This is a genomic window from Psychrobacter sp. CX90, assembly GCF_057396305.2.
Genome location: NZ_CM182008.1, coordinates 3,178,587 through 3,191,163 on the forward strand (window position 1 = coordinate 3,178,587; position 12,577 = coordinate 3,191,163).

At 42.5% G+C, this 12,577-nt stretch carries 9 protein-coding genes and 1 pseudogene; 5 read left to right on the top strand and 5 right to left on the bottom strand.

Annotated features, from left to right (window positions below; genetic code table 11):
• Positions 1-33: 33 nt before the first annotated feature.
• The 3 genes from AC2SLN_RS12775 (at position 34) to AC2SLN_RS12785 (ending at position 4,869) form a co-directional block, all read left to right on the top strand.
• Complete coding sequence (locus tag AC2SLN_RS12775) at positions 34-1,500, top strand: NAD-dependent succinate-semialdehyde dehydrogenase (protein ID WP_486549086.1); 1,467 nt, start codon at positions 34-36, stop codon at positions 1,498-1,500.
• Positions 1,501-2,001: 501 nt separating this feature from the next.
• A complete protein-coding gene (gabT, locus tag AC2SLN_RS12780) occupies positions 2,002-3,288 on the top strand; it encodes a 4-aminobutyrate--2-oxoglutarate transaminase (RefSeq protein WP_486549100.1) in 1,287 nt (428 codons plus the stop codon).
• Between the two features lie 141 nt (positions 3,289-3,429).
• On the top strand, positions 3,430-4,869 hold the full coding sequence (locus AC2SLN_RS12785; RefSeq protein WP_486549085.1) for an APC family permease: 1,440 nt from the start codon (positions 3,430-3,432) through the stop codon (positions 4,867-4,869).
• A 92-nt stretch (positions 4,870-4,961) separates the two neighbouring features.
• On the opposite strand, the gene maiA is transcribed toward AC2SLN_RS12785, so the two are convergent.
• The gene (gene maiA / locus AC2SLN_RS12790) at positions 4,962-5,606 is read right to left on the bottom strand and encodes a maleylacetoacetate isomerase (protein WP_486549099.1); all 645 of its coding nucleotides are present in this window, start codon (positions 5,604-5,606) and stop codon (positions 4,962-4,964) included.
• 180 nt (positions 5,607-5,786) lie between these two features.
• On the opposite strand from maiA, the gene AC2SLN_RS12795 reads away from it, so the two are divergent.
• Complete coding sequence (locus AC2SLN_RS12795) at positions 5,787-6,629, top strand: IclR family transcriptional regulator (RefSeq protein WP_486549084.1); 843 nt, start codon at positions 5,787-5,789, stop codon at positions 6,627-6,629.
• Positions 6,630-6,688: 59 nt separating this feature from the next.
• On the opposite strand, the pseudogene dctP reads toward AC2SLN_RS12795, so the two are convergent.
• The 4 genes and pseudogenes from dctP to AC2SLN_RS12815 all read right to left on the bottom strand — a co-directional run bounded on the left by dctP (position 6,689) and on the right by AC2SLN_RS12815 (position 11,134).
• Positions 6,689-7,774 (bottom strand): annotated as a pseudogene (gene dctP / locus AC2SLN_RS12800) (TRAP transporter substrate-binding protein DctP).
• Positions 7,775-7,940: 166 nt separating this feature from the next.
• Entirely contained in the window at positions 7,941-8,516 is a 576-nt protein-coding gene (locus tag AC2SLN_RS12805) for a VOC family protein (protein WP_486549083.1), read from the bottom strand.
• Between the two features lie 158 nt (positions 8,517-8,674).
• Positions 8,675-9,964, bottom strand: a complete 1,290-nt coding sequence (gene fahA, locus AC2SLN_RS12810) for a fumarylacetoacetase (RefSeq protein WP_486549082.1) — start codon at positions 9,962-9,964, stop codon at positions 8,675-8,677.
• A gap of 252 nt (positions 9,965-10,216) precedes the next feature.
• Positions 10,217-11,134: a LysR family transcriptional regulator gene (locus AC2SLN_RS12815; protein WP_486549081.1), complete on the bottom strand. Its 918-nt coding sequence runs from the start codon at positions 11,132-11,134 to the stop codon at positions 10,217-10,219.
• A 167-nt stretch (positions 11,135-11,301) separates the two neighbouring features.
• Between AC2SLN_RS12815 and hppD the strand changes: the two genes are divergently transcribed.
• On the top strand, positions 11,302-12,393 hold the full coding sequence (gene hppD / locus AC2SLN_RS12820; RefSeq protein WP_486549080.1) for a 4-hydroxyphenylpyruvate dioxygenase: 1,092 nt from the start codon (positions 11,302-11,304) through the stop codon (positions 12,391-12,393).
• Positions 12,394-12,577: the final 184 nt, after the last annotated feature.

Consider the following 12,577-nt stretch of genomic DNA (forward strand, 5'->3'; position numbering starts at 1 on the left):
CAAATGCAATTTTAGCGCCCAAGGAGTGTCGTAATGTTCTCACTAAAGAATCCTTCATTGATTAAGTCTCAATGCTTGGTTGGCAATAGTTCAGGCAATGGCTGGATTGATGCTGAAGATGGAAGCACTATTGAGGTAACCAACCCATTTGATGGTTCAGTTATTGGTAAGGTACCTAGCTTAAGCCAAGCGCAAGTTGAGCAGGCGGTTGCTGCTGCAGATAGTGTACAAGCCGAATGGGCCTCGAAAACACCTAGCGAGCGGGCAAAATTGTTGAATAAATGGGCGGATCTCATTGATGAAAACCATGAGGATTTAGCCGTTCTAATGACGGCTGAGATGGGTAAACCGTTAAAAGAATCTCGTGGAGAAATTACGTACGCGAATAGCTTTATTCGTTGGTTTGCCGAAGAGGGCAAGCGTGTTTATGGCGATACTATTCCTGCTAACAAAACCAGCCAACGTATCACCGTGCTTAAACAACCTGTGGGTGTATGTGCCGCTATTACACCTTGGAATTTCCCCTCTGCTATGATTACTCGTAAGGCTGCGCCTGCCTTAGCTGCGGGCTGTACTATGGTGGTTAAACCTGCCTCGCAAACGCCTTTATCAGCATTAGCTTTAGGCGAGCTTGCTATGCAAGCGGGTATCCCTCAGGGCGTTTTACAGATAGTGACGGGTAAATCATCTGTCGCCGGTGATGTACTGACAGGCGATAAACGTATTCATAAGCTCTCTTTCACAGGGTCTACCGAGGTAGGTCGCAACTTAATGGCGCAATGTGCTGATACGATTAAGAAGTTATCGCTTGAGCTTGGCGGCAACGCCCCGTTCATTGTATTTGAGGATGCTAATTTAGAGCAGGCAGCAGCGGGTTTGATTGCGGCCAAATATCGTAATGCAGGACAAACCTGTGTCTGTGCCAACCGTGTGTACGTTCAACAGTCAATTAAAGATAAGTTTTTAGACATATACCTCAAAAAAGTGGCTGAATTAAAAGTAGGTAATGGTCTTACCGAGGGCGTGGATATTGGTCCACTTATTAACCAAGATGCCTTAGATAAAGTAAAAGCTTTGCTGCAAGATGCTCTAGATAAAGGGGCAACCTTACTAGCAGGCGGTAGTGAAAACGAGGCTGCAAAACTTACCTTTAATCCAACCGTTATCACGGACATTAGTGCAGATATGGATATTGCACATGAAGAAATTTTTGGCCCCATTACCTCTATCTTTACATTTGATGATGAAGCTGAGGTTATTAAACAAGCCAACGATACTATCTATGGCTTGGCTGCCTATTTTTATAGTACAGATTTAGCCCGATCATGGCGTGTTACCGAGGGCTTAGAATACGGTATGGTCGGTCAAAACACAGGCATTTTATCCACCGAAGTCGCTCCGTTTGGTGGGGTTAAGCAGTCTGGCTTTGGTAGAGAAGGCTCGAAATACGGTATTGAAGAGTACCTGATTGTTAAATACTGGTGTCAAGAGCTGGGCTAATGCTTGCCCAAAACTTAGTAAAACATTCTAAAGTGGCTTGATGTGACGGATTGATATGACAGCTTGATATGAGGGGTAACCTTACTCAATTTGTACTCTGGTTTGTCTCGCTTAAAGTATACCTTGTACGATTCATGCTGGGTTGCCCAATATCTAATTTAGATTTTTTCTTATAGCTGTTTTGAAGGCCAATTTTGATAGCCGATAACTTTAAATTCAGTGAATTTAAATGTGATAGAAAGTAAGCGTTACAGGTAATTTTATTCAGCAAACGCTAGGGCGTATCCTCAATTCGTACAATTGCATTTAAATGGGCTAAAAATAGCTAAATCTTGTCATACCACGTCAAATAACGGGTAAATATCTCGATATTTACCTATTATTTTCCTTGTCTGACTGCGATTTATCTAATTTTTATCTCCATTTTCAAAATGAGGACACGCCCTAGACAAACCATCTAATACAAGGAAAGTAACTATGAATGATATGACGAATAATATGATGAATAATGTGACGAATAATAATCTAGCAACCGCGACAACCAATCAATCACTATTAGCCCGTCGCCAAGCTGTATTGCCAAAAGGGCTTGGTGTGGCTTTTCCAGTGTTTGCAGATAAAGCAAAAAATACAGAGGTTTGGGATATTGAAGGCAACCGTTATATCGATTTTATTGGTGGAATATCTGTATTGAATACCGGTCATAATCATCCAAAAATTACTCAGCGTGTGCGTGAACAGCTTGATAAGTTTACCCATACCGCTGCTCAGATTATGAACTATGAAAGCTATGTGACCTTGGCAGAAAAGCTGTGCGAAAAAGCACCCATCAGCGGCGACAAAAAAGCAGTATTTTTTACCACAGGTGCTGAAGCGGTTGAAAATACTTTAAAAATTGCCAAGGCGAGTACGGGTCGTTATGGGGTTATCTCATTTGTTGGCGGTTGGCATGGTCGTACCGCTATGTGTCTGGGGCTCACAGGTAAAGTAGTACCCTACAAAAACAATTTTGGTCCGATGCCAGCGTCTATTTATCATGCGCTTTTCCCCGCACCTGAACTTGGTGTGATTGAAGAGCAGGCGCTAAATAGTATTGATATGATATTCCAAGCATCCATTCACCCTAGCGATGTCGCAGCGATGATTATCGAGCCAGTACAAGGCGAGGGTGGCTTCCATCAAGTGACTCCGTCTTTTGCGAAAGCGCTACGTCAGATATGTGATGAACATGGCATTGTGCTTATTTTTGACGAAGTACAATCTTGCTTTGGACGTACGGGTACCTTGTTTGCGACTGAGCAATTGGGTGTAGAGCCAGATTTAATGACCAGTGCCAAAAGTTTAGCAGGGGGTTATCCCCTCTCAGCAGTTATCGGACGCGCTGATATTATGGATGCGCCACAACTAGGTGGTCTGGGTGGCACATACTCGGGGAATCCCCTTGGCTGTGTCGCAGCACTGGCAGTTATGGAAGTGATTGAAGAGGAAAACTTACTTGAGCGCAGTCAGGTTATCGGCGATAAGATTGCTAGATTTTTAGAAGATTTGAGCCATCCAAATATCGCAAACATACGCCATAAAGGGGCAATGTTGGCCTTTGATTTAGTCGATGACACTGGTAACCCTGACCCTGCTGCAACTGTAGACTTAAGAGCAGCGGCTTTTGAAAAAGGTCTGTTATTGGCATCCTGTGGCCGCTATGGTAACTCGGTACGTATTATGGTGCCGTTAACGGTATCAGACGAGATACTAAAGGAAGGTTTAGAGATTATTAAGGCGTGCTTATGAAGACAGGCTCTTAGATTAATCGGGATAAAGGCCACCTCAGATTCTGGGTAGTTTTCTTATGGATATAAGCTCTTTTTATTGAGATGAGCAATGTAGATGGTGGTATTAAATTAAGTCACAGATTAAAACAAAGGATTTGTTATGTCTGATTTTAAAAAATCGTTAGGAACGGTTGATATTATTGCACTCGCATTTGGTGCCATGGTAGGCTGGGGCTGGGTAGTCTTAGCGGGAGGCTGGGTTATCTCAGCAGGTATTTGGGGTGCTGTACTGGCATTCTTGATTGGTGGTTTGGCGGTAATACTGATAGGTGTCACTTATGCGGAGCTCGCTGCTTCAATGCCTATTACAGGTGGGGAGCATACCTATACCCATAGGGCGATGGGCACGCATATCTCGTTTATATGCTCGTGGAGTATTTTATTTGGCTACTTATCTGTCGTTGCTTTTGAAGCAGTAGCCTTACCGACCGTTGTAGAATATCTTGTGCCAAATTTTAACCAAGGTCTACTTTGGAATATTGCCGGCTGGGATGTTTACGGCTCTTGGGTGGCAGTGGGTATGATAGGCTCAATTCTAGTGACTTGGCTGAACATTCGCGGTATAGGTGTTAGTGCTATGTTCCAGAAAATCGCAGTGACAGGCATTTTACTGGTTGGTATATTGCTGTTCATCGGTGCGCTTTTATATACACCAGCTAACTCTGATGCGGTTCAAGCACCTGCCTTTATTGGCGGAGTTGGCGGTATTATGGCCGTCATCATCATGGTGCCGTTCATGTTTGTTGGATTTGACGTGATTCCTCAGGCTGCAGAAGAGATTGATTTAACCCGCCCAAATATTGGTAAGTTCCTAATACTATCATTGATAGTTGCCGTTGCTTGGTATGCTGGAGTTGCATGGAGTGTAGGACGTACCCTACCGCTTTTACAAGCGCAAGAATCCACCCTAGCCACTGCCGATGCAATGACCAATGCGTGGAATGGTAAATGGGCAGGGATATTACTCGTGATGGCTGGTGTACTTGGTATTCTATCAAGCTGGAATGCCTTTTTGATTGGCGGCAGCCGTTTAATGTTTGCGATGGCTAAGTCACACATGTTACCCAACTTTTTGGCAAAAATTCATCCTAAATACAATACCCCAGTTAATGCTATTCTGCTTATTGGTGGCCTTGCCACCTTAGCGCCATTGTTTGGGCGTAGAATGTTGGTTTGGGTGGTTGATGCCGGTGGTTTTGGTATTGTCATTGCTTATACTTGTGTTGCTCTTGCCTTTTTAGTGCTACGTTATCGTGAGCCAGATATGGTTCGACCTTTCAAAATACCTGCGGGTAAAGCGGTTGGTTTTGTGACCATTATTTTAAGTCTTGGTTTATTGGCTTTATATATGCCGGGCATGCCGTCGGCCCTAATAGCCATTGAATGGTGGATTTTCTTGGGATGGACAGTGCTTGGTATCCTTTTATATGGATATTCGCTCGTTAAATATCCCGGTAAGAGTAAAGAATTTATGGATGAAGAAATTGTTGCCGTAAAAGAGCTGAATGTCGAATGGCTTAAGGAAAATAGACTACTTTAACGTTTAGTCTTAAATGGTCAAATTAAGAAAGCTCTGCTTAGAAATAGGCAGAGCTTTCTTAATTATCTAGGGGGCTAACAGTTCAGTCACAATTAGCTTTTTGGCGCATCTTCTTGGTTATTCGGTGCTGCTTTTTCAAATGCTGGCAATGATCGGCAATGTGCATCAATAGCAGCAATGTTTGGATAAGGCGTGAGGTCTACCTTGAAGCGATTGGCTGAGTAAATCTGTGGAATTAAATAGCAGTCTGCTAAGGTAGGGCTATTGCCATAGCAAAAATTACCACGGCTAGTATCTGCTGCCAATAACGTTTCTAATGCACTAAAGCCATCCACCATCCAGCGTTGGCACCATGCCATTACTTGGTCTTGATCTGCTGATAATTGGTTGCGTAGATATTGTAAAATACGGCGATTATTGATGGGATGAATATCACAACCAATCATAGCGCAGAGCGCACGCACACGTAAACGACCCTCTGCATCTTTAGGTAATAAAGGCTTATCTGGGTAGGTTTCCTCTAGCCATTCTAAAATAGCAGGACTTTGAAACATCAGTAGGTCGTCTACTTTTAGTACGGGGACTAAGCCTTGTGGATTGATAGATTTAAACGCCGCCTCAGATTGCTCGTCTTGTGCTAAATTAACGGGTAGCGATTGATAATCTAACCCCTTAAGGTTTAGTGCTATACGAGTGCGGTATGACGTGCCACTGCGAAAGTAGCCATAAAGTTGCATCATCTTAGTGTCCTTATAAGCAGTTATAGATAGTTTCAATAAACAGCCATCGTTAATAGGAATTGCTTTTGTACATGTTAAACAGCTTACATTATGGTTATAATCAGGTCAGAATTTATCTCATATACCAATGGCTAAATTGTCAGAATACATTACGATTTTACAGAGTAAACTAAAACTATGTCATTAGTCGAACCATCTGCACGTTCAAACAAAATCCAAAGTGGTGTGCAGTCACTTGAAATCGGTCTGTCTGTGTTAGATGTACTTATTGATAAAAATCAGCCTATGATGCTCAAAGATATTGCCCAAGTTATGGATATGAATCCTGCAAAAGTGCATCGTTATTTGGTAAGCCTCATCCGAAAGCAATATGCGCAAAAGTTAGAGGATGGCCGCTATAGCTTAGGCTTACGAATAAATGCGCTTGGACATAATAGCTTAGAGCAAAACAATATTTTACAGAGACTATTGCATGCAGCAACTGATATTAAAGACGCTTTAAACTGTGGTGTACAAATCGCAAAATGGGTCAGTGAGGGTCCAGTTATTATTCAGTCTGTAGAGCCTGATAGCCCTATTAGCCTCATTACTCGCATTGGCTCAAGAATGCCACTAACAGCGTCTGCAACGGGTTATTTATTTGCGGCTTATCAACCTGAATCTATGGTAAAAGAGCTTATGTTTGCGGAGTGGCAAACTCAATCTGACAAAATGCAGTCGGCAGTTTTCAGTGAGAATACGCAATCTAATCGATCAATTCATAACAGTGATCTCGATAAGAATTGGGAACGATTCACACAGCTTAAGGCAGCCATCTTAACCCAAGGGTATGCTGCTGTAACAGGTGATTTACTGATGGGCATCAACGCTATATCTTTACCGGTATTGCTATCGCCGTCTACCGCCAAGCCTTTAGAGTATGCCATTACCGTTATTGGTACGGCAGAGCAACTACCAAGAGAGAAACACCAGCATATTGCTGATGTTATCTCGTCAATCGCTACACACCACAGCATGTAATCTATATAACTAGCCTATAACAAGCAGGTGTAACATGCAGGCTCGATTAAACCGTAACGCTATTGAGCACACGCTAAGCTGGCTTCTTTGGCTTTTTCATAAACACTCTGGGCATCCAAACCAGTTGCGCTAACCTCATCAAGATATCGCTGCGTCCCTTCAAGCAAAGGGCCCTTCCAATCAGGGTCATTCAGTGGGTCAGGGATGTCAATCATAATATCCCCATTCGCTTTAGCCTCTTCCATCACGGCTGCATTCTCCGTGTCAAAAACTTTAGCGGCAATAGCAGCCATAGACGCACCAGAATTATCGTCGATGACTTTCTTTAGATCATCCGGCAAGCTCTCATATTTGTCCTTGTTCATATTAACGACTAGAGCAGCACTGTAAAAAGGAATATTGGTGTGAGCGTGCATAAGCTCCGTTAACCTGAAAGCGCCAAAGGGCTACCAAGAAAAACTCAGCCCATCAATAACCCCACGGTCAATGGACATATAGACATCTGGCGCTGGCATCCCCACAGGCGCCGCGCCCACAGTTTCAATAATATGGCTGGCGACAGCTGAGGGCTGACGAATGCGCAGGCCTTTCAAATCAGCGGGTACTTTGATAGGTTTATCTACCGTATGTAAGGCGCCTGGTCCTGTGCCCATGACATAAAGTAAGTGCGAGTCATCATATTCATTAGCGATAACGCCGTCATCATATAACTTATGAATAACACAGCTTTGCTGTGCCGCTGAATTTGAGATACCGGGTAGCTCAGCAATCTGAGAGAGTGGAAAGCGACCAGCAGTATAACCATAAGCTTGCATGCCGATATCAACTGTTCCTTTCGCTGCGGCATCGTAGGTTGCACCCGGTTTACTTAATGTGGCTGAAGGATATATCTCAACTTTAAGCCTACCGTTAGACTCGTCTTCAATCTTTTTCGCCCAAGGTTCGAAAACTTGCTTATTAACAGGGTCAGTTGCTGGCATGAAATGTGAGAAGCGAAGTACAGTAACCTCTTGCGCAGCGTCTTTAGCTTTTGACTCAACGCTAGCGTCTCCTTCAACATTGGCATTCGTTTCTTGTTTATTGGTACAGCCTGACAAGCCTATGAAGGCTGCTACGGCAATACTGACTAATAGTTTAGTATTCATCAAAATTCCTTTTTTGATTTTAAATTATTTAGAACGGCGGGCAGATAAGGTAGTACTCAAGCAGTCTAGACTTTATGAAAGATTATGCCTTATGTATCTGTTGTATCTGCCTCATGTTTCGTGCCGCACACCTCGTGGTGCATATCTCAAGTTAAAGATTAACAAATTATTCGCCAACAGGGATAACTTCTTTAACCTCTGCCAGCTCCTCTGCATGCAAAAACTGAGTATGTGCTGGTGCACGTTTGGTTCGTGACCATTCTTCTAGCATATCGTACTTCATCTCTTCGGTAATACGAGAGATTTTTTCTTCTGAGGTAACGTCATCATAAGTCAGTTCCATGCGATGACCATTGGGATCAAAGAAGTAGATGGAGTGGAAGATGCCATGATTAGTCACACCGACCACATCAATACCGCCGTCTTCTAACTGCTTTTTAGCAGCCATTAAGGCATCTTTATCTTTTACCTTAAAGGCAATGTGCTGCACCCAATCTGGCGTATTGGGGTCTGATCCCATTTCAGGCTGATTGGGTAGCTCAAAAAATGCCAACACATTTCCATTACCCGCATCCAAAAAAATATGCATATACGGGTCGTATGCCTTGGTAGAAGGAACGTGGTCTTCAGCGAAGGCCAAAATAAAATCCATATTAAGATGTTTTTTATACCACTCAACCGTTTGTTTAGCGTCTTTGCATCGATACGCCACGTGGTGGATTTGTTCAATTTTAAAGCTCATTATCAATATCCTTTTGACTGATGTTGCACTGAAATAGTTCTTCTAATGTCACTTTGTAGGGTCTTACTTAAAGGGTTTAAGTAAGACCCTAACTAAGCATATGGCAAGTAGTTCTATTAAAGTTTAATCTGGATTTAAACCTAATTTCTTAATCAAAATTACTGTTTAAAATCAAACGTCACAGCGGGTAATACCTTACTGCTCACTTCGCCAAAACCAACCCGCACGCCATCTTTTTCAGCATAGCCTTTCATAATTACCGTATCGCCATCTTCAATAAACGTACGTGTCATGCCATTACCAATATCAACCGGCTTAGTCGCATTCCAAGCGATTTCAAGCATTGAACCGTAGGAGTCTGGTGTCGGTCCAGAGATAGTACCCGATCCCATCATATCGCCAACATTTACCTCACATCCGGTAATGGTGTGATGGGTAAGTTGTTGCGCCATCGACCAATACATGTACTTAAAGTTGGTTTTACAGACAGTGGTCGTCTGTTGTTGGTTTTGTGCTTTTAACTCTACCGAAAGGTTAATATCGTAGGTATTTTCTACTTTACTTTCACGCAGATAGGCAAGGGGCGTAGGGTCTTGAGTTGGGCATTCTGTTTTAAAGGGTTCCAGCGCATCTAATGTCACTATCCAAGGAGACACAGAGGACGCGAAGGTTTTGGCATTAAATGGGCCTAAAGGCACATATTCCCATTTTTGAATATCACGTGCTGACCAATCATTTAATAGCACCATCCCAAAAATGTGCTCCCAAGCATTATCGATTGAAATAGGTTGGCCTATTTTATTTGGCTTACCGACCACAAAAGCCGTTTCAAGTTCAAAATCTAAACGACGACAGGGCGAGAAAATGGGTCGCTCGTCGGCCTTAGGCTTGATTTGACCTGAAGGGCGTACCACATCTTGACCGCTCACGATCACGGTACTGGCACGGCCATTATAGCCAACAGGCATTTCAGTCCAGTTTGGGAGTAGTGCATTGTTCGGATCGCGGAACATAGTGCCGACGTTGGTTGCGTGCTCTTTAGAGGAATAAAAGTCCGTAAATCCCGGCACGTGTACAGGCAGATGGAGAGTCACATCAGATTGATTAAACAAGGCTTTATCTTGCAATTGTTTATCATCTCGTAAAGTAGCATTGTCGGCTGACAGTAGAGTTTGAATGGTGTGGCGTGCGCGGGTCCAATTGTCTCTACCAGACTCGATGAAGGCGTTTAAAGTAGGTTGTTCAAAATAATTACCACCGTTTAGTACCAGTAACCCTTCATCTTCAAGAATGGATAAATCCAACACTTTATCGCCAATGGCTACACCAGCACGACGTTTGCCATCAGGGGTATCACTAAAGATACCGTAAGGAAGATTATGAATAGAGAAGTCGCAATCATTAGCGACACGAATGAATGATGAAAGGGTGTTGTCAGCTTTTGACATGGTTGCGCTCCTTGCATAGGGTTTTAGAAATTAAGTTAAGAATAGAATTTTATTATTTACGAATTAGTAAATTAATTACAAATAATGTAATTTATAGTGACCGATATTGCAAGTAGTATTGTGTTTGTTTGTGGGAGGGCATTTCTTGAATGGGCTGTATCCTACTTTGTACCCATAAAATGTAAGGTACTGTATGCAACTTGCTATATCTAAATTGATGTAAATTAGGACATGCTCTAATAACTCAGATGCTTATATGTCTTTGAAATAGCTCTTGAAGTGCGATTGTAGAAATGTCTTGAAGGCGATAGTCGCTGGCGAAAGCGCCCGAGAAGATCTTTGATAAATGAAGAATTTACGGGTTTTAATGGGGTCAGTAAGCGGTCTCATTTGTAGTTGGTTGGCACTGACCCAGTCAATAACCTCAGGCATGTAGGGTAGGCAGAGTGTGATACCAAAACCTTGTCGGGTCATCTCAAGTGCAGTAGACATAAAGTTGACTTTATATTGAGTTTGTAGGATGTGACTGGCGACGGCTTCATCAAGCTCCATGGTTATTTGCTCAATAAATGGACCGTTTAAGGTAATAAGTGGGTAGTTAACTAAGTCGCCCCAATGAAGACTCTCTTTTTGTGTCAGCGCGTGGTTATCAGGCATAACCACACAAAAGGGCAGCTCGTATAGTAGATCAGTGCTCACATCATCATCTTGTAGAAAAACAAGCTCAGAACCAACGCCCAAATCCACTTCAATATTCTGTACTTTTTTCAGTACATCTTCAGCAGAACAGTCCAAAATAGAAATTCTGATATCAGGATAAATCTTTGCAAACTGAGCGACAACGGCAGGCATAGACGAGGCGGCAAACTGAGAGACAACGAGACGCACGTGGCCTTTTGCTAAATTAGTCAAACTATTGGCTTCATTTTCTAATAAATGCATCTCGTTTAATACCCGCCTTGCTTGCGGCAATAAGCTCATGCCAGCATTAGATAGTGATAACTGGCGAGTGGTGCGATCAAATAAAACCACATCAAGGTTAAATTCAAGTTCTTTAATTAATCCGCTCACGGCAGATTGAGAAAGATGCATCTGCTCGCTGGCCTTAGTAAAACTGCCTTGGTCAGCAACTTGAATAAAGGCATTGATTTGTCTAATCGTGATATTCATAAGGAATCCTGATAAATAAATCATAAAATACAATTAGTCTTATAAATAAACCTAATTTAATATGATTGCAAGTTTAATATCCGTACAGCAGATTTATTGCACCTCACTCAATTGATCAGGATGTTACTTTTGCTTTTAATGGACAACCACTATTAAGGATAATGACAATGGCTGATTTATTTGACAATCCAATGGGACTAAATGGATTCGACTTTGTTGAGTTCGCCTCACCTAAGCCAGAAGCAGTAGAAGAACTATTTGAAAAGTTGGGTTTTACCCATGTTGCCAATCACCGATCAAAAGATGTGGCCTTGTATCGTCAGGGCGACATTAACCTTGTGTTAAACCGTGAGCCAAGAAGCCAAGCCAGCTACTTTGTTGAGGAGCATGGGGCAGGTGCTTGTAGCATGGGTTTCCGCGTCAAAAACTCTAAACAAGCTTTTGAGCTTGCTATTGAAAATGGTGCGCAGCCTGTAGACGTGCCCACCGGCTTCATGGAATTGAAATTGCCTGCCATCAAAGGTATTGGCGGTTCGTTGATTTATTTGATTGACCGTTATGAAGATGGCGCTTCGATTTTTGATGTCGATTTTGAGTTTTTACCCGATGTGGATAGAAATCCAGTCGGATACGGGTTTAAAGTCATTGATCACTTAACGCACAACGTCTACCGTGGTCGTATGGCATATTGGGCAAACTTTTACGAGCGTATTTTTAACTTCCGTGAAATCCGCTACTTTGACATCAAAGGCGAATATACAGGGCTAACCAGTAAAGCTATGACCGCACCTGATGGCAAAATTCGTATTCCCTTAAACGAAGAGTCTAAGCAGGGCGGTGGTCAGATTGAAGAGTACCTCATGCATTTCAACGGTGAGGGTATTCAGCATATCGCTTTATTGAGTGATAACTTGCTGGAGAGTATTGATAAGTTAGTCGAAGCGGGCATTCCGTTAATGACTGCCCCACCTGAGACATATTATCAAATGCTAGATGAGCGCCTACCTGGTCATGGCGAGGATGTATCAGAGCTGCAAACTCGTGGCATCTTGCTAGATGGTACAACTGAGGGTGGTACGCCACGCTTGTTGTTGCAAATTTTTTCAGAAACCATCTTGGGTAGCCCCGTTTTCTTTGAATTTATTCAGCGTAAAGGCGACTATGAAGAAGGGTTTGGAGAAGGAAACTTCAAAGCCTTATTCGAATCAATAGAACGCGACCAAATTAACCGTGGTGCTATCGGTAGTAAAGAAGACTAATACGATTGCAAACAGACAAATGCCTAAACTCATCAGTGATGAGTCTAGGCATTTTTGATTAATGATGGTAATAATGACCGTTTTATATACTCCTATATTCATTTATATTATATCTTATTGATATTTAAACGATAATTCCAACATTAATCTAAGCATTGCTAATCAAATCAACTACACAAGGATG

What these genes read in the sequence shown, in the direction of transcription:
- AC2SLN_RS12775 (WP_486549086.1), top strand. Translation starts at nt 34, where the DNA reads ATGTTCTCACTAAAGAATCCTTCATTGATTAAGTCTCAATGCTTGGTT.
- hppD (WP_486549080.1), top strand. Translation starts at nt 11,302, where the DNA reads ATGGCTGATTTATTTGACAATCCAATGGGACTAAATGGATTCGACTTT.
- gabT (WP_486549100.1), top strand. Translation starts at nt 2,002, where the DNA reads ATGAATAATGTGACGAATAATAATCTAGCAACCGCGACAACCAATCAA.
- AC2SLN_RS12805 (WP_486549083.1), bottom strand. Translation starts at nt 8,516, where the DNA reads ATGAGCTTTAAAATTGAACAAATCCACCACGTGGCGTATCGATGCAAA.
- maiA (WP_486549099.1), bottom strand. Translation starts at nt 5,606, where the DNA reads ATGCAACTTTATGGCTACTTTCGCAGTGGCACGTCATACCGCACTCGT.
- AC2SLN_RS12815 (WP_486549081.1), bottom strand. Translation starts at nt 11,134, where the DNA reads ATGAATATCACGATTAGACAAATCAATGCCTTTATTCAAGTTGCTGAC.
- fahA (WP_486549082.1), bottom strand. Translation starts at nt 9,964, where the DNA reads ATGTCAAAAGCTGACAACACCCTTTCATCATTCATTCGTGTCGCTAAT.
- AC2SLN_RS12795 (WP_486549084.1), top strand. Translation starts at nt 5,787, where the DNA reads ATGTCATTAGTCGAACCATCTGCACGTTCAAACAAAATCCAAAGTGGT.
- AC2SLN_RS12785 (WP_486549085.1), top strand. Translation starts at nt 3,430, where the DNA reads ATGTCTGATTTTAAAAAATCGTTAGGAACGGTTGATATTATTGCACTC.